We start from the raw sequence: 21964 nt of genomic DNA on the forward strand, positions 1-21964 counted from the left end.
TTTTCACGTCCAACCGGTGCTTATTGCACGGTTTTCAGTTTGACCACGTCACCGGAGACCTTGGTGGTGTAGCCGCTCAGGACCCATGCCCAGAACCAGTTTTCCTGAATCTGAGTGTTGATCATGGCATCGCCGCCCTTGGCCTGGATGGCGGCCTCTTGCGCACGGACGAAACGGCTGTTCTGCCGGATCGGGATCACGCCGAACAGCATCAGGCCGGTGGCAGTGGCTTCGCTGTGGCCAATCACGGTGTATTGGCTGCTGTCGTAATGTCTGGTGTTCATCGGGGTGCCGGTGCAACCTGCCAGAACCACACCGAACAGTGCGGCGGCGACTACTTTGCTGAGGTATTTCACTGCAAGACTCCATGGGTAAACGCCCGGGATCCGTCTCTCGGGCGGCGCACACTTTACCGAACACAGTGGCTCATTGATATCGGCCTCGGCAGACTTTCATTAAACGCCTTGCTGGCAGCCCGTCCGCGATGTCGCATACCATGGCGCCACTCCAATAAAGACAGCCATTTCTCCATGCTCAAAGCCAGTCTGCGTAGCCACCTGACTCTCTGGTTTGCCGGTTTGTCCCTGCTGACGCTGTTGAGCGTTGGCTTCTATGTCGGCCACATCGCCACCGAACAAATGAAACAGGCCAGCGGCAATGCCCTGTTGAGCACCGCACGGTCGGCCGCAGCATTGCTGGGTGAGCAATTGCGTGAGCGACAACTGGAGGTTTATCTGCTCAGTCGTGCGCCGCATCTGGAGCGTGGTGATCTGGATAACCCGGCGATCCTCAAATCGATGCAGCTGCGCACCCAGGCCCGCGCCGAATATGCGTGGATGGGCATCGCCGACGCCAACGGTCAGGTGCATCAGGCCGTCAACGGATTGCTGGTGGGCCAGTCTGTCCAACAGCGTCCGTGGTTCCAGGCGGGTTTGCGCGGTGAATACACCGGCGACCCACACGAAGCCGTGTTGCTGGCAAAAATGTTGCCGGCGCTGGCGAATGGCGAACCGCTGCGCTTCATCGATTTCGCCGCGCCGATTCACAATGCCGACGGCCAGGTGATCGGCGTGCTCGGCGCCCACGCGCACTGGAGTTGGGTGACACGCATCGTCGAATCGGCGGCGCTTTCGCACAAAGGCGTCGCGCCGGACATCGAGGCATTGATCGTCGATCACGACGGCAAGGTGCTGTATCCGGAAGCGCTGGTTGGCCAGCAACTGGCAGCGAATAATCCCGACTCGCCGGGGTGGACCGTCGGCGACGGTTACCTGACCAGTGCGGTGACGGTGCCGACGCCCTTGAGCACCGCGTTATCCTGGTCGATTGCCGTGCGCCAGCCGTTGGACACCGCGCTGCAACCGGCGCGCCTGCTGCTCTATAAATTGTTGCTGCTGGGGGTGATGGCTGCGGTGGTGTTTGCACTGGTCGCCTACTATCTGGCGCTGTACCTGAGTCGCCCGATCGAGCAATTGGCACGCTCGGCTCAACAGGTGCAGAACAATCAGCCGGGGACGCGTTTTCAGTTGCAGCATCCGGTTCGGGAAATCGCCCAGCTCGGCCAGTCCATCGACACGATGACCCAATCGCTGCTGGCCAAGGAGCGCGAGTTGCAGGAAGCCAACGCTTCGCTGGAAGCCACGGTCGCACAACGTACCGCTGCCCTCACCCAGGCCAATGCCGAACTGCTGAGTCTGGCAACTCATGATGGTTTGACCGGCGCGTTCAACCGTCGCCGGCTTGACGAAAAGCTCACCGAGTACAGTCTTTTGTTTCGCCGTACCGGACGGCCGTTTGCGTTGTTGCTGATCGACGTCGATCATTTCAAACGCATCAACGATACCCACGGCCACGCGGTCGGAGATGACGTGCTGCGACAACTGGCGCAACTCATACAGATCAGCACCCGGGCCACCGATTTTGTCGCACGCTATGGCGGTGAGGAGTTTGCCGTGCTGCTGCCGGAAATCGCCAAACCGGACACCCCGGAAGTGGTCGCCGAGAAGATCCGGACCACCATTGCCGAAGCGACATTTCCGCTGGTCGGGCTCGTTACCGTAAGCATTGGTGTCGGCCTGGCCGACCCGGCCGACAACACCCCGACAGCACTGGTCAAACGTGCCGATCAGCGGTTGTACAAGGCAAAAGCGGCAGGTCGCAATCAAGTGGCCTGCCAGGCTTCGCTCATCGAGGTGAGCGAAAATGGCTGATGCGCACTCGATCCCGCCACGATTCATCCTCCACGAAACCGAACACTGGCTACTCAATCACCACATGGCATTCGGCAGTCTGGAGAATGCGCAGACTGCCACCGATGGCGCCGAGTTGACGTTGTTTATCTGGCGAGAGTTTGGCGAAAGCCCGACACCCCCTGCGATTCAGGGGGCGTCGATCAAAGATGTGACTGCGCGATTGAGGCTGGCGCTGAAGTAAACCGCTTTATTGCTTCATATCTTTGACCAGTTCAGCCATCAGCAGATCAGACACATGGGTAAATGCCTTGCGCAGGACTTCCGGATCTTTCGCGTATTGCTCCGGTAGATAGGCAAGGTTGTTGGCATCATTGAATACCGTGATCGTTTCAAAGTTTCGCCAGACCGCCGAACCCTTGCGCTTGATCTGGGCGTTGGCGCCGATCACCGGATACAGCACCTCGCTGAAGTTTTTGAGGCACAGCCCCCACTGTCCGACCATGATTTCGATTTCGGCGTCGGCCTGCTCGCCTTCTCCGACTATTGTGAACAGCCGCTCCTGCTGAACCCGGTCAACGAAACTCTGGCGGACCAGTTTGGCCAGGTCGATATCATTGGCCTTCATGTTGTTGAGGATTGCCCGGGAAATATCCCCCGTCAGCACATCACCATTTTTTGTCCCCTCAACGGACCCCGCGCCTGCCAATGCATTGACTTGTGTCGTCGATGCACCGGCCGCCATCCCGGTGGCCGCCCCGGCGCCGGCCCCCAGTCCCGCGCTCCAGGCTTGAGTCATGCTGGTGTATTTGAAGTTATCGACGGCAACAAATACCGGTAGCACCTTCAGTGTCTTGATCTGTTGACGATCTTCGACACTGAAGTTCTTGGTGACGCATCCACATAACAGCAAGAGTGCGCCAATAACAACGAGCAATTTTTTCATGGTGGGGAAAGTTCGAGGGATTGGACATCAGACTTATCGCCCGCACTCGCCAATCCTTGAACCTGGCATGACTCATTGCCACGGAAAAATTGGGGCGCGTGCAAGGCTAACGCCCCGCCCCCTCAAATGTGCAGCTCCCGCACAGGCGCTTCATTACTGAGAAAACGTCTGCAGATACGCCAACAAATTATCAATCTTCTCCTCGTCACTCAGCCCCCAGAAGATCATCCGCGTACCCGGCACCACGCCCTTCGGATCCTTCAGATACTTCGTCAGCGTTTCACGATCCCAGGTCAGGCCGGAGTTTTTCATCGCGTCCGAATACACGTAATTCGCCGACGTCCCCGCCGGGCGGCCGATGATGCCGTTGAGTTCCGGACCGAAGCCCGGGCGGGCAGATTCACCGACCTGATGGCAGCCGCCGCACAGGCGCGGGAAGATTTTTGCGCCGGCCTCGGCGTCACCAGCGGCCAGAACGGGTGTGCTGAGCAGGCCAGCGTTGAGGATCAGGGCGAAAGTCACTGCAGCGTTTTTCATCAGGGATTTCCAGAGCTTCGGCGGCGCCAAGGGTAATCCTGCGCGGTCACTTGCGCTACAGGTAGGCGCCCACGACCTGGCGGACTTTGAGCAAGGCTTGACGCAGGGCAAGCATGTCCACCGATCCCAACGCCAGACGAATCGCATGGGGCACATGGGCTGAAACGGTGAAGGGTTCTGCGGTCGTGACGGAAACCTGTTCGTGCATCAACTCGACCACGATGTGGTCGGCCCGAATATCTTCCGGCAGCGGCAGCCAAAGAAAATACGAAGAGGGATGGCCGACAGTCGACAGTCCTTCGAGAATCTGCGCGGCCAGGGCTTGCCGGGCCTGGGCGTCGCTGCGTTTTTGTGCTTCGAGCAAATTGACGGTGCCGTCGTCGAGCCAGCCGCAGGCGATGGCGGTCATCACCCCGGGGGTGTTCCAGGTGGTCGCGCGGATGATCCGCTCCAGCGCCGCCACCTGTTCGACCGGCGCGGCGATGAAGCCGACACGCAGGCCGGTGGCAATGTTTTTCGACAGGCCTGAGACGTAGACCGTGCGCTCCGGTGCCAGAACCGCCAAGGGAGGTGGCGGGTTATCGACCAGAAAGGCGTAGGCCGCGTCCTCGATGATTGTCAGATCATGCCGGCGGGCAATCGCGATCAAGTCCTCACGTTGCTCCAAAGGCATCACCCAGCCCAGTGGGTTGTGCAGGGTAGGCATGCTGTACACCGCACGCACCGGTCGTTGGCGGCAAAGTCTGTCGAGGGCCGCCAGATCGGGGCCCTGCTCTTTCACGGGAATCGCCACCACTTCCAGGTGCAGCGCTTCGGCCAGCACTTTGAATCCCGAATAGGTCAAGGCGTCGGCGGCAACCACATCGCCGGGTTTGAGCAGCGCCATCAGCGTCACCGCCAACCCTTGCTGCGCGCCGTTGACGATCAGCACCTGCTCGGCCTCGACACTCAAGCCCCGTGTTTGCAGGTGCCGCGCCACCGAGGCCCGTTCATGCTGGCGACCGGCGTGGGGCTGATAGCGCAGCAGCGCTTCAAGGTCGCCGGACAACGCCAGCTGCCGCAACGCGGTGCGCAGCAGCTCGGCCTGCCCCGGCAATGACGGGTAGTTGAAGTTCAGATCGATCATGCCCACCGCGACGTCTTTCTGGTCGATGCCCTGCCCCGGCAACAACGACGTTTCCCGCACGAACGTGCCGCGCCCGGCTTCGCCGCTGACCAGGCCCATGGCCTCGAGCTCGGCGTATACGCGCGAGGCCGTGACCAGCGCCAGTCCTTCGCTGGCTGCCAATTGCCGGTGAGTCGGTAAGCGAGTGCCGGGCAAAAGGCGACCGGAGCGAATGTCGGCGGCATAGGTGTCGACGAGGGTCTTGTAGCGGGAGCGCGGCATGTCGGGCTGTATCCATGACAATTCTTTGATTGTGCTGATTCTCGTCCCTAGGATTGTTTCAACGCAACCCACCACTGAGCGCAATGCGTATGGAACGAACCACCCAACTCGGCACCCCGGCCCTGGAAAAAACCAGCGGCTGGATCAATGGCTTCATCGGCGTCGTGATCTTCAGCGGCTCGCTGCCCGCCACGCGGCTGGCGGTGCTGGAATTCGACCCGGTGTTTCTCACCGTCATCCGCGCGACCATCGCCGGCGCCCTGGCGTTGTGCCTGTTGTGGCTGTTTCGCGAACGGCGTCCGGCGCGGGATCAGTGGTTGTCCTTGCTGATCGTCGCGCTGGGCGTGGTGGTGGGTTTTCCGTTGTTGACGGCCCTGGCGCTGCAATACGTGACGTCGGCGCATTCGATTGTGTTTGTAGGATTGCTGCCGCTGGCGACGGCGATTTTTGGTGTGTTGCGCGGTGGCGAACGGCCGCGTCCGGTGTTCTGGATTTTTTCGGTGCTGGGCAGTTCGCTGGTGGTCGGCTTCGCGATCTCGCAAGGCCTGACTGCCTCGCCCGCCGGCGATCTGCTGATGCTGGCGGCGATTCTCGCCTGCGGCCTCGGTTACGCCGAAGGCGCAAAACTGTCGCGCACCCTCGGCGGCTGGCAGGTGATTTGCTGGGCGCTGGTGTTGTCGTTGCCGGTGATGGCCGTGCTGAGCGTATGGCTTGCGCCCGCCTCGTTCAGCGGTATCAGCGTGTCGGCGTGGGTGTGTCTGGCTTACGTTTCGCTGTTCAGCATGCTGATCGGTTTCGTGTTCTGGTATCGCGGGCTGGCTCAGGGCGGGATTGCGGCGGTCGGACAGCTGCAATTGCTACAACCGTTTTTCGGCCTGGCACTGGCCGCGACCTTGCTGCATGAGCATGTCAGCGTGGGCATGCTGGTGGTTACGCTGGGGGTGATCCTGTGCGTGGCCGGGGCAAAGAAATTCGCCAGATAGTCTTCAACTCGCGCCAGCCTTCCATTCCCGCGGACTGAGCCCGGTCTTGCGTCGAAACGCCCGGGCCAGCGCCGAAGGACTTTCATAACCGACTTCTTCGGCAATCAGGGCGATCGGTCGTCCCTCGCGCAGGCGTTTCTGCGCGAGGCTGATCCGCCAGTTCACCAGATAATCCACCGGCGTCTGCCCCACCACCCGCCGGAAGTGGTCGGCGAAACCGGCGCGGGACAGGTTGGCGGCGCTCGCCAGTTCGGCGACGCTCCAGGCCTTGGCCGGTTGGTCGTGCATCAGATTCAAGGCTCGGGAAATCTTCGGATCGGCCAGCCCCGCCATCATGCCGGGCTGCTGGTTGCGACTGCTGATAAGGTGGCGCAGCAACAGGATCACCAGCAATTCGAACAGCCGGTCCATCACCGCTTCGCGCCCGCAGTGGCCGTCGAAAGCTTCCTTGAACAGCCACTCCAGGGTGCTGGCCATTTCCGGCAGGTCGGCGAGTTTCAGCACCAGATAATCCGGCAGCGCTGCCGCCAAAGCATTGCCCGCGCCGCCGTCGAAGGTCAGCGAAGCACACACCAGCTGCGTGCCCATGGCTTCGTTGGCGAACAAGCGATGGGCCATGGGGCGCGGGAAAAAGATCAGGGTCGGTTCATTGAGCGAAATCTCAGGATCACTCCCCGGCTTGAGCAACAACTCTCCCGCCTGGAGCAAATGCACATGCCCGCACACCTGGTCGCCGCCGTAGGCGCTCACTCCACAGAACGTGCCGCTGTGAAAGGTGCCGGCATTGACGCCGAAATGGCTGAGCAACGTAGAAAGGCGATCCATGACTGATTCTCGCAAGGACAGGTTTGGACGATCTGTCGCATATCCTCGACGATTTGCACCCAAAGCACCAGCCGCGCTCAATAACATGACCTCCATCCCCGGCGCACTTCGCACCGGACTTTCGGAGAATCACCATGAGCCGCATCGCCCCTCTCAGCCTCGAAACCGCCACCGACGCCACTCGCCCAGTGCTTGAAGGCGTACAGAAAAAAATCGGCTTCCTGCCCAACCTGTTCAAGACCCTGGCCGTCGCACCTGTCGCGCTGGATGCCTACGTGCAAATCTCGGCAACCTTGGGCAAGACATCCCTGAGTGCCAAGGAAAAAGAGGCGGTGTACCTGGCCACCTCGCAAGTCAACGGTTGCGACTATTGCCTGGCGGCGCACACTCTGTTCGCCAGCAAGGCCGGGCTGGCAGCAGAAGAAATCATCGAAGCGCGTCATGGCCGGCTCAATGCCTTTGCCACCCTCGCCCATCAACTGACCGAAACCCGTGGTCACTTGAGCGATGAACAGATTGCCGCCGCCCGCGCTGCCGGCATCGACGACAAGAAGATCATCGAAGTGATCGCCCTCGTCGCTGTGCAAACCCTCACCAACTACCTGAACAACGCGGCGCTGACCGACATCGATTTCCCCGCCATCGATGCCTGATCAGTGACCGGGGTCGATCTCAGTCGTGATCGACCCCGGCGCGTTTCAGCAATTTCTTGCAGCGCTCGGACAGGTGAAACACCTGCAACTGCTTGCCCGCCTTGGCGTAGCGTTCGCGCAGGGTTTTCAGCGCGGCGATGGCCGAGTAATCGACAAAGCTCAGGTGCCGGCAATCCAGCGTCACCCGTTGCGGATCGCTGGCCGGGTCGAATTGATTGAGGAAAGGTGTGGTCGAGGCAAAAAACAACGTGCCATGCAGGCGATAGAGTTTGCTGCCGTCCGCTTCCAGGTGTTCATCGGCGTACAGCTCGCGCGCTTGCTGCCAGGCAAAATTCAGCGCCGCGATAATGATCCCGCACAGCACGGCCGTGGCCAGGTCGGTAAACACGGTGATGGTGGTTACCGCGATGATCACCAGCACATCGTTGAGCGGCACTTTGTTCAGCACCCGCAACGAAGCCCAGGCAAACGTCTGCTGCGACACCACGAACATCACCCCCACCAGCGCCGCCAGCGGAATCCGCTCGATCAGCGGCGACAGAAACAGAATGAACAGCAGAATCAACACACCCGCTACCACGCCAGACAACCGTCCGCGTCCGCCGGAGCTGAGGTTGATCACGGTCTGGCCGATCATCGCGCAACCACCCATGCCGCCGAATGCACCGGAGACCACGTTTGCCGCGCCCAGCGCCACGCACTCGCGATCCGGGTAGCCACGGGTTTCGGTGATTTCGTCGGTGAGGTTGAGGGTCAGCAGGGTTTCCAGCAAACCGACCAGCGCCATCAGAATCGCGTAGGGCGCGATGATGCGCAGTGTGTCGAGATTCCACGGGATGTCCGGCAGCGCAAATTTCGGCAGGCCGCCGGCGATGTGCGCCATGTCGCCGAGGGTGCGGGTCGGCAGGCCAAGCAGATAAACCAGCAAACCGACGCCGAGGATCGCCACCAGTGCCGGCGGCACCGCGCGGGTCAGGCGCGGCAGGATGTAGACGATGGCCATGGTCAGCAGCACCAGCCCGGTCATCACGTACAACGGCGTGCCGCTGAGCCACTGTTCACCGCTCTTGAAATGCTCCAGTTGCGCCAATGCAATGATGATCGCCAGACCGTTGACGAACCCCAGCATCACCGGGTGCGGCACCATTCGCACGAGTTTGCCCAGCCGCAACAGCCCGAACGCCATCATGATCAAGCCGCCGAACAAAACCGTCGCCAACAGGTACTGCACGCCGTGCTGCACCACCAGCGCAACGATCACCACCGCCATCGAACCCGCCGCTCCGGAGACCATGCCCGGCCGGCCACCGAACAGCGCGGTCAGCGTGCAAATGATGAAGGCGCCGTACAGGCCCATCAGCGGATTGAGGTGAGCCACCAGCGCAAACGCAATGCATTCGGGCAACAGGGCAAACGAGGTGGTGAGTCCGGCCAGGACATCGGCGCGCAGACGAATCGGTTTCATGGCTTACCTGACAGAGTGGCCGACGGGCGCGGCCGCATGCATTGGCGCAAAAGAGCGCCGCGGAAAAAGAGGGTTGCGGATGTTACGCAAATGCACCGGCGTGGGCCAGTCATCGCTGACAACCGTCGGCACGCGCTTTATGCTGGCGCGCAGTTTTTGCCAGTGGAGCCTCGGATGCCGAGCGAATTGACCAGCCGCGAAGTGTGCCAGCGCTTGCGCGATGCCGCGCTGGGCGTGTGTGCCTTTCGGGTGATGGACGCGCGAGCGGATCGGGTTGCGGTCGACATTGAAGGCTGGCGCTTGCAACTGGACTTCGACGGCCAGCGCCTGCATCACTGCGCTGATTGTCTGTGCCCGGACGGTCGCGAATGGACGCTCGACACCCGGCAGCGCTTCGGCACCGATCCGGTCAGTCTGTTGAGTACCTGGGAACTGGCGCAGATCGAAAGCTTGTTGCGGCAACGTGAATGAGAGACGGCAATCAGAGTTGCTCAATGATGGCACTCTGCCCATAATTCGCCCCCCTCTTCTACGCGCAAGGAACTGCCGTGAAAAAATCGCTGTTGTTGATCCCGTTGTTTGCTCTGCTCCTGCAAGGCTGTGGCATGACCATGGCCCGTTACGAGCCAAGCTTCGACAATGTTCAGAAGCTCAAGCAAACCCCGCCGCTGCACGCGATCAGCAATCCACAGGTGACCGCTGAATCGGGCGAAGGCTCGTTGATGGTCCGCGCCAACCCGATCAAGTCGCCGACCGGCAGCATCCCGGCGCATATCCAGGACGCGATCACCGAAGAACTGCGCAAGGCTGGTCTGCTCGATCCGCAGGCGACGCGTCATCTGCAGGTACTGGTCGTGAAAAACCAGTTGAACGCTGGCATGGGTACCGGTGATGGCACCATCGCTGCGCGTTTCACCCTGCGCAATGGCAACGATGTGGTGTACGACGCCACCAAGGATGTCAGCCATCAGTGGAACAGCAGCTTTTTCGGCTTTATCGCGATTCCCAACGCGACCAACGCCTACAACCCGATGCTGCAGGACTTGCTGAAGAATCTGTACAGCGATCCACAGTTCATTCAGGCCCTGAAGTAAGGGCAAAAAAAAGAGCCGCGATTGCGGCTCTTTTTTTGCCCACTCGCTGGAGTGAGTCAGATACCCGAATACTTCGGACGGTTGCTATCGGCCCATTCCTTGAGCAACGCATTGACCTGCCGAGTGAATGTATCGGTCACCGCCGCTTTCGGCGTATTGAACGCCAGCGGGAGGAACCAGATGCCCATCCAGGTGCCGACCGCGTCGTGGTTACTCGCGGTGGACAGCGGCTGGCCTTGCTGATCGAGGGTTTCCAGGCTCATGGTGTACTGGTCGGTGGCATAGGCTGGAATGATCGTCATGCTCAGACCACTGATGAACGCCAGCACCAGCTGACCGCCATTCGGTGGATGGTTGTACATTTTCAGACGCAGGCTGTAGTCACCTGGCTGCTTCTCGAACTGGTCGAAGGTCACACGACCGAACAAACCCGAATCCTTCAGGACGGTTTGCAATTGCGGTTTGAGCATGTCCCGAGCTTGTGGCATTTCCACGGCGGAAGCGCTTTTCGGCTCGCCCTGGTAAAAGTCGAAATCGACATAGACGTTTGGCTTGTTGGCATAACTGGCCATCGATGGCAGCGTGACCGGAGCCACTTCGTCCTGGGTGAAACTGGCACAGCCGCCCAGCGCGAGCACCAGACCCAGCGCCAGGATTTTCCCGAATTGCATGATGTCTTCCCTAAAAGTGATATCAAAGAGCCTCCATTGCGGAGCACCGGGGCGGATTCTAGTGATCGTCTACGTTCAGGAAAAGACCTGATTCGGGAAAAACCTGAAAAAGAGTGCGCCAGCTCAGCTTTGGCGCAAATCGAGGGTGTACGTGTAATAGCCCGTATCGCGCACCCAACCGAGTGATTCGTACAAACCCTGGGCGCTGAAATTATCGGTGGCGGTTTCCAGCACCAGTCCCTTGGCGCCGGTTTCGACGGCGAAGTCGCGGACGGTGTTCATTAAAAGCCGCCCCACTCCACGGCCACGGGCGGCCGGCGTGGTGAACAGGTCGCTGAGCAGCCAGGTGCGATGGGCATCAATCGAGGAAAACGTCGGATACAGCTGGACGAATCCGAGCGCCTCACCGCTTTCATCCTCCACCAGAAAAATCGCCGATTCATTGCCGGCCATGCGCTCGGCAATAAAGGCTCGCGATTGCTCGAGGTTCGACGGCTGGCCATAAAAGCCGCGATAGGCGTCGAACAGCTTCGCCACCGCGTCGAGGTGAGTCGTCGTGGCGCGCAGGGCCCGGAGAGTCATTGGCCTTTTCCTGACGTTATTGAAATTGAAACCAGCATAGCGCCGAGAAACGAGTTCGCTGGCTTAATCGCTATATAGTTTTGTATATTTCGAACCCGAAATGGCCAGACCTCCATGCCGTCCATGAGCAGCATCCGCGCACGCAACCAGCAACTGATCCTGGCCGCCGCCAGTGAAGAATTCGCCGCCAACGGCTTCGACGCGACCCAGACCCGCGACATCGCCGCACGCGCCGGTGTGCCCAAAGCCAACCTGTATTACTACTTCCAGAGCAAGGAAAACCTCTACGGCAAAGTGTTGCTCGGCTTCGTCGAACCGTTGCTGGAAGCCTCGGCGGTGCTGCGCGAAAGCGACGACCCACTGATTGGCCTGCGCGCCTACGTTGCCGCCCGCATCCGCATCGCCCGCGAGCATCCGGCGATCGCCAAGGTTTTCAGTAGTGAGTTGCTGCTCGGCGGCCGTCAGTTGCCCGACGAATGCCGCGACCTATTGCACGGTGAGGCACGGCGGAATGTCGAGTGCCTGCGCAGCTGGATCGACCGTGGTCTGCTGGCGCCGGTCGATCCCGAGCATTTGATGTTGTTCATCTGGTCGGCGACGCGCACCTACACCAACATTGGCTGGCAGATGGGGCGCATCACCGGGCGGGAGGTGCCGCAGGATGAGGATTATGCGGTGGCGGCGCAGACGATTACGCGGCTGGTGTTGAGCGGTGCCGTGTCCGAGCCGGTGAGTGATGTTCGCAGGCTGATGTTTGCGACCTGAACGTGAGAGTCAGGGCATCAGGTCCAGAGGCAGTGTCGCATCCCCCGACAAGCGTTCACGCCATGCCAGCAGCACATCAGGCACCCGCTTTTTCCATTTGGGAACGTTGGTGTAATACCGCGCCCTGACTTTGCGTTGCTCATCGAAAACCAATAACACCAGCCAAACTCGGCCTCCCGGCGCGCTCATCAGAATCGCCGCGTTGCTGGAAGCCAGACCTCGCAGCCAGAACTCATTGACCTCACCCCCCGGCACATCACTAGAGGTCTCGCCGGCTGCCATTGAGCCGCTATTTTGCAGCAGCGTCTGATAGTCATTTTTGAGCAACGTGCGTAATGCCTGATCTTCTTGCTGCGTACGCACGACGCCAAGGCTCAGCAAGTCGTATTCAATCGCGATCGGTTGGTCAGATGCCACATACCTTCCATCGTAGTAAACGCCCATCCCGCCACCACAAGCCCCCTCACCGCCATCGGAATCAACATCCAGCAAACCGTTGAGGGCGCTGAATTTCAGGGTGCAGTTGCCTTCAGCGAATTGCGCTACGGCACCGTCGATTGTGGCCACACCGTCCATGTCACCAGAGTTGCCACCATTTGACGCAGAAACATCAAAGGCAATATGCGTGGCGTCCACACGCTTGGTTATGACTTCTGCCGCCGATGAAACGCCCCACGGAATCATCTGCCAGGTGGCATCCCAGCTGAAAGGCTTGGCCACGTATTCAAGCGCTTTCAGACGCATCAAATATTCACGGCGCAGGCAGGAGCTATTGGCAGCGCATTGATTGCGCTGTTTCAACCATGAACGCTGATCAGCCTTGAGCGCTTGCGGGTCAGCCACCTGCGCCAACGTTGTCCGCCAGAGCGCCCCGAGTTTCTCATCGAGACTCGAGGTATACGGATCCGCACAAACGGCTTTTTCAACGGGGCTGGAAGCGCCAGCACAGTCAAAACTGGCAGCGTGGGACGTGGTAGCAAATACGAGACACGTCAGCAGCAAGGCGTGACGGAGATTGAAAGCGAGCATCGACAGATTCCATTCCTGAGGCGGCGGCAGTATGCCGGGCTCGGGCTATCGATGCTCTGGATTTTTCACTGGTTGCTGGCGGACAACCGGGCTCTAGCGCAAGAAAGAGTCAGAATGTGATCCCGGCCGCCGGCTTCACATCGATCCGCGCCACTGAACCGGTCAGGTGCGCCCAGTCCTTGTTGTGTTCGGCGATGATGTCTTCGGCGCTCATGTTGCCGTTGTCGACCGTCGTGTGGGCGTCGGCCGCCAGCTCCACGTCGTAGCCCAGTTGATGGGCCTGACGCACGGTGGCGTTGACGCAGTAATCGGTTTGCATGCCACAGATCACCAGGCGGTCGAAGTCTTCCCGGGGGATCAGTTTCTGCAGATTGGTCTGGTAGAACGAGTCGTTGGCAGTCTTGTCGACGCGCAGATCGCCAGGTGCAGTGTTCAGGCCTTCAGCCAATTGCCAGCCTTCGGCGCCGTGGGCGAACGGGCTGTCCTTTTCGTTGTGCTGGATCAGCACCACCGGCACACCCGACTGGCGCGCACGGGCGCTGAGGCCGTTGATGGTGTCGATTACCCGTTTGGCGTCGTGGCACTCGTATTCGCCCGCGCACAGGGCGCGCTGGACATCGATGATCAGCAATGCGGTGGTCATGGTGAGCCTTCCTTGATCGGTCCTTGGACAGGGGCGGACCTGTGCCCGCCCCCTTTTTACTCCGCTCAGTAACCCAATGACAACCCGGTGTTGCGCCGTGGATCGTTGGCGCCGTAGAAGCGGTTCTTTCCGACTGGTTTACCCCCCAGCGACGGTGCACCGACCAGAATCGCGGCGATGTGGTTGGCGTCCTGCGGGCCCGCAAACTTGTGGCCCCAGCTCTCGAGAATCTTTTTCGTGTCGGGGCTGGCGGCGAAGTCTTCGAGGTTGGTTTCCTCCGGCATCCACTGCTGGTGGAAGCGTGGCGCATCGACCGCTTCCTGCAACCCCATGCCGTAGTCGATGACGTTGAGCATGGTCAGCAGGGTCGCGGTGATGATGCGACTGCCGCCCGGCGTACCGACCACCATCACCACTTTGCCGTCCTTGGTGACGATAGTCGGGCTCATCGAGGACAGCGGCGCCTTGCCCGGAGCAATGGCGTTGGCCTCACCCTGCACCAGGCCGTACATGTTCGGTACGCCGACCTTGGAAGTGAAGTCGTCCATTTCATCGTTGAGGATCACCCCGGTCTTGCTCGCCATCACACCCGCGCCGAACCAGTCGTTGAGGGTGTAGGTGACCGAGACCGCGTTGCCCCACTTGTCGACGATCGAATAGTGCGTGGTGTTGCTGCCTTCATGGGGCGCGACGCCGGGTTTGAGTTCCGCCGACACACCGGCCTTCTGCGGCTGGATCGCGTTACTCAGCTTGGTCGCGTAATTCTTGTCCAGCAGGTGTTCGATCGGGTTCTTCACGAAATCCGGGTCGCCCAGATAGCTGTTGCGATCCACGTACGCATGGCGCATTGCCTCAATCTGGTAGTGCATGCCTTGGGCCGAATGGAAGCCCAGATCCTTCATTGGATAGCCTTCGAGGATGTTCATGATCTGGCAGATCACGACGCCACCGGAGCTTGGCGGCGGTGCCGATACGACGTGATAGCCGCGATAGTCGCACTCCACCGGGGCCAGTTCGCGGGTCTTGTATTTGTCGAGGTCGGCCTGGGTAATGATGCCCTTGTTGGCCTGGCTGGAGGTAACGATGGCGTCGGCCACCCAGCCTTTATAAAAACCGTCGGCGCCTTTTTCGGAAATGGTGCGCAGGGTTTTACCCAGGTCCTTCTGCACCAGTTTCTGCCCGACCTGCATCGGCTCGCCGTTGCTCAGAAAGATCGCGCCGGAATCCTTGATGTCTTTCTTGAACACGTCCGTGGCGTACTCCAAAAGCTCGACGTCGCCCTGTTCCAGTTCAAACCCTTCTTCAGCCAGTTTGATGGCCGGGGCAATCATTTCCTTGCGCGGTTTGGTGCCGTACTTGCTCAGCGCCAGCTCCATGCCGGACACAGTGCCCGGAACGCCGACCGCGAGGTGGCCACGGGTGCTCAGATCAGGGATGACGTTGCCGTCCTTGTCGAGGTACATGTTGGCCGTCGCGGCCAGCGGGGCTTTTTCCCGGAAGTCGAGGAAGGTCTTGCGTCCGTCCGCCAGTTGAATGGTCATGAAACCACCGCCACCGAGGTTGCCCGCCGCCGGGTAAACCACTGCCAGTGCATAACCCACGGCGACCGCCGCATCCACCGCGTTGCCACCACTTTTCAGCACGTCGACACCCACGTGAGTGGCCAGGTGCTGCGCGGTGACCACCATGCCGTTTTCGGCGGCCACCGGGGCAACCGAAGCCGCATGGGCCATAAGGCAGCTGAGCGCCAATGAGGTCGCAATCAGCGATTTGGCAAAAGGTTCGTACTTCATGAGTCGGTCTCTTCTTTTTATAAGGTAGGAAAGCGCTTCAAGAGCACCAGCCAGTATGGTCGCGATTGCGGTTTGCGCCTCCCCGATCCGGCAGTATGCTGGGCGCTGTTCCCCGCCCCATCCCGGAGTTTTGCCCATGGCCTACACGTTCATCACCCTGCCCTCGCCTGTCGGCGAGTTGAAGCTGGTCGCGAACGGATCACGTCTGGCCGCCATCCTCTGGGAAAACGACAAACCGAACCGGGTGCGCCTGGGGCCGATGAGCGAGGCACCGGACAATCCGCTGTTGCTGAAAACCGCGCGACAGCTGGAAGAATATTTTGCAGGAACGCGAAACGCGTTCGATCTGGAGCTGGACTTTGCCGGCACCGAATTCCAGAAAAAGGTCTGGGCCGCGTTGCTGACCATTCCGTTTGGCGAAACCCGCACCTACAGCCAGATTGCCGAACAGATCGGCCACCCGAGTGCGGTGCGTGCCGTCGGCGCGGCGAACGGGCGCAATCCGATTTCAATCATTGCGCCGTGCCATCGGGTCATCGGCGCCTCAGGAAAACTGACCGGGTTTGCCGGAGGCCTGGAAGCCAAGGAGCGTCTGCTGACCCTGGAAGGTGTCCAGTGGTCAGGCATCGGTAAAACCGGTGATCTGTTTTAACCGCCAAACAGGTTATTCATCGCCGCGTATTGCAGCAGCATGATGGTCTTGGCATCGCAGATCTCGCCTCGCTGGAATGCCGCCAGCGCGTCGTCGAAACGCCACTCCAGCACTTCCAGTTCTTCGGTTTCCTCTTCCAGACCGCCCCCTTCACTGACCTTTGACGAGGCATCGTACTCGGCGATGAAAAAGTGCAATTTCTCGGTCACCGAGCCGGGGCTCATGTAAGCCTCGAACACCTTCTTCACGTCATGGACGCGATAACCGGTTTCCTCCTCCGCCTCGTCGCGAATGCGCTGCTCCGGCGCCGCGCCTTCAAGCAGTCCGGCCGCCACTTCAATCAGCAAACCGTCGTGACCGTTGACGAACACCGGCAGGCGGAACTGTCGGGTCAGCACCACGGTGCGTTGCTCGCGGTTGAACAGCAGAATCGCCGCGCCATTGCCACGGTCGTAGACCTCGCGCGTCTGACGCTGCCAGTCACCGTTGTTGCGGTGATAGTCGAAGGTGATTTTCTTCAGCAGATACCAGTCGTGGGACAACACCTGGGTATCGACGATGTTGACCCGCTCGGCTGTGTTGGACATGACGCGTGATCCTTTTTTGTCATCGGAAGAAGGCCATGGTAGGTGAAATGATGCAAACCGCCGACGAAAAAAAGCCCGGCAGCGCTACCGGGCTTTCCTTCATTGACTACTGATGTGCCACGTTCACCGTCGCTGCATCAGCACCCTGTGCCGCAGAGGGCGCGCCGTGAATCAGCGGCCCATAACGCCGACAGAACTCCCAGTTGTACGGCACGCGATCCTTGCTGGTGCCATTGTCCCAGTTCACCGACCAGGTCATCAGGCCCTTGATCGGATGCCCTTTGACCGCCAGGCGTTTCATCGCGTTGCCGACCACGGTCTTGTCGATCACGTAACCGGTGGCGGCGGCATCGACGTTGGCCGGCAGGCCGATGACGAACTTGTCCGCCGGGATCCTGGTGAAACCGCGAGTGCCGGTCACCAGGCTCTCGGTCAGGTAATAGAGGAAATCCTCTTTCATCGCGTCGTTGTTCTGGGCGATCCACGCTCCGCTGCCGTTATTGGCTTCCGGCACCCAGACCCCGTCGCCACCCTGGTTGTAGAACTGCGGAGCGATGAAGTCGTAATAGCCTTCCAGCGCCTGCAGATATCCGACGTATTTGCCGGAGGCGGTCAAGTACGGAAATTCCGGCGCCATGCTGATGATGAAATGCTTGCCTTGGCCTGCGTAGTGATCCTTGACCAGTTTCAATGCGGCAGGCAGGACGGTCTTGTTGGCAGCGAAATCAATCGCGCTCTGCTCAAGATCGATGTCCAGGCCGTCGAAACCGTAGGTTTCCACCAGACGGATGATTTCATTGGCCAGCGGTTGCTCCTGACCGGCGCGCAACTCGATGTGCGCATCGGCACCGCCCAGGGAAATCAGAACGGCCCGCCCCTGACTGTTGAGCACGCCGACCTGACGGCGAAACTCGGCATCGGAGACGTTGAACGGCTTGAAGGTCGGAATCCCGCTGCCCTTCATGAAGGCCACCGCGACCACGTTGTATTCCTTCGGGACGTTTTCCAGGGTGATGTTGGCGAACTGGCCGCGCTGGTAACCATCGCTCGGGCCGGCCGGCCAGTTGTGCCAGAAACCCATGAGGATCTTCTTGCCGGCAAGGCTCGGCATCAGCGATGCCGCATCGCTGGCCTGGTTATTCAATAGGGTGAAGTCAATGTTTGACATGTTCTAATCCTTCAGAACGTGTGGGTGGACGTTGCGGACTTATTTGAAGTCCACATCGAAGGCCTGATAGAAGGCGTTGCCGGTGTTGGCGACGATCCACATCAGAACGATGACGTGATGCCCCTGCTTGTTGCCCGGCAGTTGCACCGTGTGGGTGACCTTGGCTTTCAATTCCGCCGCATGACTGTAGTACGGCACTTGCGGATAGAAATCCTCGGCAAACGGTTGCGCTTCCAATTGCGCTCGGGTGATGCGTTGTTTCGGGTCCCAGCCATCTCTGGTGATCAGCCAGCGGTAACCGCGAGTGGTGTGCGGCGCGGTGTATTCCCATTTGACCTCAAGGGTCTGGCCGGGAGTGACATTGAGCAGTGGCCAGGAGAACGGGCGCCCGAGTTTCTTGCTCATTTCTTCTGCGGTGAAGTTCACACAGTCACGTGCGTCGTTCTTGCCGCCACTGAGAATATAGCCGTCAGCGGGCGGTACGACGCTCGGGTTGTCGCTTTCGAACGGCGCGGGGAACGGACCAGCCGCGAGTGCCGGGAAGTTCTTGCCGCCCTCCATTTCATTGACCTGCCAGCCACCGAGCAATCCTTGCTCGATGGCCACCGCGCCGCGGCTTGCAGGGGAAATGACGCGACCGTGTCGCAGTTGGGTTTGAGCTTGTGGTTGGTTCATGTTTTTCACTCCGTTGATTTAAGAACTCTCCAGTCCGAGGAGAGGCCTTCAAGCTAACGGAGGGGGATTTTTTGTCCATCGGCGGTTTTGTCGCAGTCGGCCTCGGCGAAACTTCAAAAATGCCGAAAACACTGTATATAAACACAGCTCGCTGCGACGACGCTCACTCAACGCATGGCAAAAAGACTACACCGCGTCATTACAAACACCTGCGTTCACCGGTTCAGGGAAGCTGCGCTCTGAACTCCTTTTCATACTGCCCGGCGAGCTGTTCCTTTTGCTTGTCGTCGAGCAGCTTGCCGGCCATCTGGAAGAATTTCTGCTCTTCCTCCTGCAAGTGGTGATGGACCTTATCCGCGAGCTTTTTTGCCATCGCCAGCCAGGCCGGGCTGGACATGTCGGTCTCGTCGAGCTCTTCCATCATCTCGTCCATTTCATGGTGTTCGGCAATGGCATGGCGACTGAGGTCGACACCCTTGTCGATCTCCATCAACGGAATATAGAAATGGCGCTCTTCGGCGGTTTCGTGGGCCTGAAGCTCAGCTTTCAGCTGTTTGTAGGCCTCAACCCTTTCCGGGGTGTCACCGCTGGTCTTGATCAACGATTTCGCGTAGGTCCGCTGACGATCGTGGCTTTCACGCAGGGCTTCGAAAATGTTCATGGAATCTCCCAGGCAAACGCGTACCGGATGGACGCCCTGAAGGGCTAGACCGCGGCGCAGGAGCGACGGTTCCAAGCGATTGCTTCAATCGGCTGTGGCGCGATAGGCTGCCGATTCATTACTACAAGGAAGACAACATGACGTTGCGGATCGAGCTGTCGCAGGACCCCACCGAAGAACAGCGCGCGGCCATCCTGGCGCCGCTGCGTGCCTACAACATTGCCAAGGCCGGGCCGTCGCTGTACGAACCGGTCGCGCTGCTGGTGCGCGACGACAACGACGCGATCCTCGGTGGCCTCTATGGGCACACGTTCTATCGATGGCTGTTTATCGAGTTGCTGGCGGTGCCGGAACAAGGCCGGGGACAGGGCATCGGCTCGAAGCTGATGAACATGGTCGAGGAGTTTGCACGGGAAAAGGACTGCGTTGGGATCTGGCTCGATACCTTTGATTTTCAGGCGCCCGGGTTCTACAAAAAACTGGGTTATAGCGAATGTGGCGAGATTGTGGATTATCCGCTGGGGCACAAGCGGCATTTCTTCCAGAAACGCTTGATTGATTGATTTCAGCGACCCTCGCCCGCAGGCTGGTGAGGGTCGCAAAATCAACGCATCCAGCCGCCCGTTACAGACAGGTCGCCAGCGCCGCCAAGCGGCGCTTGGCCACAAAATCATCCTTCTGCGCGTAGTAATTCAATACGGTACCGGACGCATCCGTGGTCAAGTCGACAAACGACTCCGCCGAGCGCGTATAGACCGTGGAACCGCCCTTCTTGCCCGGTTGCAGATACGCCGCCGCGTCCACGCCGAACACCGCTTCGTCCTGCCAGGCAAATTGCACGCACTGGGCCACGACTTTTTCGGGTTTGTCCGAATTCAGGGTCTTGTAAGGGGTTTGCGTGCGGGCGTCTTCCATCGCCGAACCCGCGCAACCGGCCAGCAGGGCTGCCGCCAGTGCCACCATCAGCATTCGCATTGCATTCGCTCATTCGGAAAAAACCGGACTGTACCACCGCAACGCCAAAAATCGTTCTGCTTTACTGCATTTAGAGCGCGACACATGCCGGCCGCTGCGGCACATTAACGGTCATCAGCCTTACAAGGAAAGCCAATGGCGCCTACAGACCAACGACACGAACAGGCTCTGAAACTGTTTCTAGAAGCGCGCCCGGAACTGCGCGAAGCCCTTGACCACCTCAATCCGCTGCTGGCACAGGCCAAAGGCGAAACCCAGGCGCAGTACCGCGAAGAACGTCTGCACGAAGCCTTCGAAGCCGAGGCCGAAAGCCAAGGTTTGTTTGCCTGGGAGCTGACGTTGCAGCTCACCGCCGCGACGCCCGAAGAGTATCAGGCACAACGCCTGGAGGTGCATCGCGAAGTGGCGGAAATGGCCGGCATGGACTGGCTGGAATATTGCGATCTGTATGGCATAGAACCGTAAACCCCGCTCAAGGACGCTGCCTCGATGCTGCCTTCCATTTCGACCCACCGCGCCAGCCCCGGACATCTTCATATACAGAAATGGCGCGGCCGTGTGGGGCTGGCGCTGGTTGCCAGCCTGTCGGTACTGGCCGGCATGACCGACGCCATCGGCTTCATGGCCAGCGGCGATTTCGTTTCCTTTATGAGCGGCAACACCACGCGGCTGGCGGTGGCGATCAGTGATGGCGACAGCGGACTGACATTAAGGCTGATCCTGCTGGTCGCGACGTTCATTGTCGGTAATGCACTCGGGGTTGTGGTCAGCCGACTGGGTGGTCGGCGGGCGCTGCCCTTATTGTTGTCCATCGCCGCTCTGCTCTGCTTGGCAGCCTGGCCCTTTGACACGCAACTGCCGGCCCTGCTGGCGGCGATCATTGCGATGGGCATGCTCAACGCGGCGGTGGAAGAAGTGAACGGCCTGCCGGTCGGGCTGACGTACGTCACCGGCGCCCTGTCCCGATTCGGCCGTGGATTGGGCCGCTGGGTGCTCGGCGAACGGCGAAGCGGCTGGCGGGTGCAACTGGTGCCGTGGAGCGGAATGCTGGTCGGCGCCATTCTGGGGGCAGCGCTGGAACATCATCTGGGACTCAAGGCCATGTTGGTCAGCGGTATGTTCGCCGCCGTACTGGGGCTGCTGACCCTGAAAATTCCGCGGCGCTGGCAGCTGGGCTACATGCCGCGCTGACGGACGCCTGCTCGTATCGAGACGGGCGCGGGAAACATCCACTTCGCCGCCCCGCCGAGAAAGCTTTATCATGGCCGCAGTTTTGCTGATCGAGTCCGTCATGAAGTTCGCCATTGCGCTGTTTTCCGCCGCCCATGCGCCCTCCTCGCGCCGCGCCCTGCTGTTCGCCCAGGCTGCGCTGGCCGGCGGGCATGAGATTGTCCGGCTGTTTTTCTATCAGGACGGGGTCCACAACGCGTCCGACGCCGTGGTCACGCCGCAGGACGAACTGGACCTGCCCAAACAGTGGCGAACCTTCATCAGCGAACAGAACCTCGATGGCGTGGTGTGCATCGCCGCCGCCCTGCGCCGTGGCGTGTTGAATGCCGAGGAAGCCGGGCGTTATCAGCGTGATGCCGTGGCCGTCAGCGCGCCGTGGGAATTGTCCGGCCTCGGTCAGTTGCATGACGCGGTGCAGGATGCCGACCGCCTCATCTGTTTCGGAGGCGCATGA

General features: G+C 60.2%; 27 protein-coding genes and 1 pseudogene. 12 read left to right on the forward strand and 16 right to left on the reverse strand.

Annotation, left to right across the window (positions count from 1 at the left end):
* Positions 1-20 precede the first annotated feature (20 nt).
* Positions 21-356 carry a hypothetical protein gene (locus tag ACEN93_RS05805; RefSeq protein WP_039767351.1) on the reverse strand — a complete coding sequence of 112 codons (336 nt, stop codon included), beginning with the start codon at positions 354-356 and terminating at the stop codon, positions 21-23.
* Positions 357-530: 174 nt separating this feature from the next.
* On the opposite strand from ACEN93_RS05805, the gene ACEN93_RS05810 reads away from it, so the two are divergent.
* Both ACEN93_RS05810 and ACEN93_RS05815 read left to right on the forward strand, forming a co-directional pair.
* Complete coding sequence (locus ACEN93_RS05810; RefSeq protein ID WP_074688895.1) at positions 531-2210, forward strand: sensor domain-containing diguanylate cyclase; 1680 nt, start codon at positions 531-533, stop codon at positions 2208-2210.
* Entirely contained in the window at positions 2203-2433 is a 231-nt protein-coding gene (locus ACEN93_RS05815; RefSeq protein ID WP_414882792.1) for a hypothetical protein, read from the forward strand. Before ACEN93_RS05810 ends, ACEN93_RS05815 begins: the two co-directional genes overlap by 8 nt.
* 6 nt (positions 2434-2439) lie before the next feature.
* On the opposite strand, the gene ACEN93_RS05820 is transcribed toward ACEN93_RS05815, so the two are convergent.
* The 3 genes from ACEN93_RS05820 to ACEN93_RS05830 form a co-directional block, all read right to left on the reverse strand.
* Positions 2440-3135 carry a hypothetical protein gene (locus tag ACEN93_RS05820; RefSeq protein WP_163975800.1) on the reverse strand — a complete coding sequence of 232 codons (696 nt, stop codon included), beginning with the start codon at positions 3133-3135 and terminating at the stop codon, positions 2440-2442.
* Positions 3136-3288: 153 nt separating this feature from the next.
* A complete protein-coding gene (locus ACEN93_RS05825; RefSeq protein ID WP_074688901.1) occupies positions 3289-3672 on the reverse strand; it encodes a c-type cytochrome in 384 nt (127 codons plus the stop codon).
* Positions 3673-3727: 55 nt separating this feature from the next.
* Positions 3728-5059, reverse strand: a complete 1332-nt coding sequence (locus ACEN93_RS05830; protein WP_495611176.1) for an aminotransferase-like domain-containing protein — start codon at positions 5057-5059, stop codon at positions 3728-3730.
* Between the two features lie 89 nt (positions 5060-5148).
* On the opposite strand from ACEN93_RS05830, the gene ACEN93_RS05835 reads away from it, so the two are divergent.
* A complete protein-coding gene (locus tag ACEN93_RS05835; protein ID WP_495611177.1) occupies positions 5149-6042 on the forward strand; it encodes a DMT family transporter in 894 nt (297 codons plus the stop codon).
* A gap of 3 nt (positions 6043-6045) precedes the next feature.
* On the opposite strand, the gene ACEN93_RS05840 is transcribed toward ACEN93_RS05835, so the two are convergent.
* Positions 6046-6867, reverse strand: a complete 822-nt coding sequence (locus tag ACEN93_RS05840; RefSeq protein ID WP_495611178.1) for a cupin domain-containing protein — start codon at positions 6865-6867, stop codon at positions 6046-6048.
* A 134-nt stretch (positions 6868-7001) separates the two neighbouring features.
* Here ACEN93_RS05840 and ACEN93_RS05845 point away from each other — a divergent pair, with 134 nt between their 5' ends.
* Positions 7002-7520: a carboxymuconolactone decarboxylase family protein gene (locus ACEN93_RS05845; RefSeq protein ID WP_074688909.1), complete on the forward strand. Its 519-nt coding sequence runs from the start codon at positions 7002-7004 to the stop codon at positions 7518-7520.
* A 19-nt stretch (positions 7521-7539) separates the two neighbouring features.
* On the opposite strand, the gene ACEN93_RS05850 is transcribed toward ACEN93_RS05845, so the two are convergent.
* A complete protein-coding gene (locus ACEN93_RS05850) occupies positions 7540-8985 on the reverse strand; it encodes a SulP family inorganic anion transporter (protein ID WP_495611179.1) in 1446 nt (481 codons plus the stop codon).
* A 174-nt stretch (positions 8986-9159) separates the two neighbouring features.
* Between ACEN93_RS05850 and ACEN93_RS05855 the strand changes: the two genes are divergently transcribed.
* Complete coding sequence (locus tag ACEN93_RS05855; RefSeq protein ID WP_495611180.1) at positions 9160-9456, forward strand: DUF7693 family protein; 297 nt, start codon at positions 9160-9162, stop codon at positions 9454-9456.
* Between the two features lie 77 nt (positions 9457-9533).
* Positions 9534-10079, forward strand: coding sequence for a hypothetical protein (locus ACEN93_RS05860; protein WP_039767367.1), 546 nt, complete (start codon positions 9534-9536; stop codon positions 10077-10079).
* A 56-nt stretch (positions 10080-10135) separates the two neighbouring features.
* Here the strand turns inward: ACEN93_RS05860 and ACEN93_RS05865 are convergent, their stop codons facing one another.
* A complete protein-coding gene (locus ACEN93_RS05865; RefSeq protein WP_236177582.1) occupies positions 10136-10750 on the reverse strand; it encodes a hypothetical protein in 615 nt (204 codons plus the stop codon).
* 123 nt (positions 10751-10873) lie between these two features.
* A complete protein-coding gene (locus ACEN93_RS05870) occupies positions 10874-11332 on the reverse strand; it encodes a GNAT family N-acetyltransferase (protein WP_074688916.1) in 459 nt (152 codons plus the stop codon).
* 123 nt (positions 11333-11455) lie between these two features.
* Here ACEN93_RS05870 and ACEN93_RS05875 point away from each other — a divergent pair, with 123 nt between their 5' ends.
* Positions 11456-12097 carry a TetR/AcrR family transcriptional regulator gene (locus ACEN93_RS05875; protein WP_103386010.1) on the forward strand — a complete coding sequence of 214 codons (642 nt, stop codon included), beginning with the start codon at positions 11456-11458 and terminating at the stop codon, positions 12095-12097.
* Between the two features lie 9 nt (positions 12098-12106).
* Here ACEN93_RS05875 and ACEN93_RS05880 read toward each other — a convergent pair whose 3' ends face one another.
* The 3 genes from ACEN93_RS05880 to ggt form a co-directional block, all read right to left on the reverse strand.
* Complete coding sequence (locus ACEN93_RS05880) at positions 12107-13126, reverse strand: lysozyme inhibitor LprI family protein (protein ID WP_490840830.1); 1020 nt, start codon at positions 13124-13126, stop codon at positions 12107-12109.
* Between the two features lie 109 nt (positions 13127-13235).
* Complete coding sequence (locus tag ACEN93_RS05885) at positions 13236-13769, reverse strand: cysteine hydrolase family protein (protein WP_039767374.1); 534 nt, start codon at positions 13767-13769, stop codon at positions 13236-13238.
* Between the two features lie 65 nt (positions 13770-13834).
* On the reverse strand, positions 13835-15562 hold the full coding sequence (gene ggt / locus ACEN93_RS05890) for a gamma-glutamyltransferase (RefSeq protein WP_495611181.1): 1728 nt from the start codon (positions 15560-15562) through the stop codon (positions 13835-13837).
* Positions 15563-15698: 136 nt separating this feature from the next.
* On the opposite strand from ggt, the gene ACEN93_RS05895 reads away from it, so the two are divergent.
* Entirely contained in the window at positions 15699-16214 is a 516-nt protein-coding gene (locus tag ACEN93_RS05895; RefSeq protein ID WP_103385913.1) for a methylated-DNA--[protein]-cysteine S-methyltransferase, read from the forward strand.
* Here the strand turns inward: ACEN93_RS05895 and ACEN93_RS05900 are convergent.
* The 4 genes and pseudogenes from ACEN93_RS05900 to ACEN93_RS05915 form a co-directional block, all read right to left on the reverse strand.
* Positions 16211-16801, reverse strand: coding sequence for an NUDIX domain-containing protein (locus ACEN93_RS05900; RefSeq protein ID WP_064380653.1), 591 nt, complete (start codon positions 16799-16801; stop codon positions 16211-16213). The two genes, ACEN93_RS05895 and ACEN93_RS05900, sit on opposite strands and share 4 nt — an antisense overlap.
* 142 nt (positions 16802-16943) lie before the next feature.
* Positions 16944-17969, reverse strand: a pseudogene (locus tag ACEN93_RS05905) (chitinase); the annotation flags it as partial.
* Between the two features lie 39 nt (positions 17970-18008).
* Positions 18009-18644: a lytic polysaccharide monooxygenase auxiliary activity family 9 protein gene (locus ACEN93_RS05910; RefSeq protein WP_039767385.1), complete on the reverse strand. Its 636-nt coding sequence runs from the start codon at positions 18642-18644 to the stop codon at positions 18009-18011.
* Positions 18645-18867: 223 nt separating this feature from the next.
* A complete protein-coding gene (locus tag ACEN93_RS05915) occupies positions 18868-19305 on the reverse strand; it encodes a hemerythrin domain-containing protein (protein WP_039767386.1) in 438 nt (145 codons plus the stop codon).
* 137 nt (positions 19306-19442) lie between these two features.
* Here ACEN93_RS05915 and ACEN93_RS05920 point away from each other — a divergent pair, with 137 nt between their 5' ends.
* Positions 19443-19868, forward strand: coding sequence for a GNAT family N-acetyltransferase (locus ACEN93_RS05920; protein WP_074688926.1), 426 nt, complete (start codon positions 19443-19445; stop codon positions 19866-19868).
* Between the two features lie 61 nt (positions 19869-19929).
* Here the strand turns inward: ACEN93_RS05920 and ACEN93_RS05925 are convergent, their stop codons facing one another.
* A complete protein-coding gene (locus ACEN93_RS05925) occupies positions 19930-20280 on the reverse strand; it encodes a hypothetical protein (protein ID WP_039767389.1) in 351 nt (116 codons plus the stop codon).
* Between the two features lie 135 nt (positions 20281-20415).
* Between ACEN93_RS05925 and ACEN93_RS05930 the strand changes: the two genes are divergently transcribed.
* The 3 genes from ACEN93_RS05930 (at position 20416) to tusD (ending at position 21964) form a co-directional block, all read left to right on the forward strand.
* Positions 20416-20745: a DUF6388 family protein gene (locus tag ACEN93_RS05930; RefSeq protein WP_039767391.1), complete on the forward strand. Its 330-nt coding sequence runs from the start codon at positions 20416-20418 to the stop codon at positions 20743-20745.
* A gap of 24 nt (positions 20746-20769) precedes the next feature.
* A complete protein-coding gene (locus ACEN93_RS05935) occupies positions 20770-21471 on the forward strand; it encodes a YoaK family protein (protein ID WP_163975819.1) in 702 nt (233 codons plus the stop codon).
* Between the two features lie 100 nt (positions 21472-21571).
* Positions 21572-21964: a sulfurtransferase complex subunit TusD gene (tusD, locus tag ACEN93_RS05940; protein WP_074689306.1), complete on the forward strand. Its 393-nt coding sequence runs from the start codon at positions 21572-21574 to the stop codon at positions 21962-21964.

The organism is Pseudomonas sp. Pseusp21, from assembly GCF_059492145.1.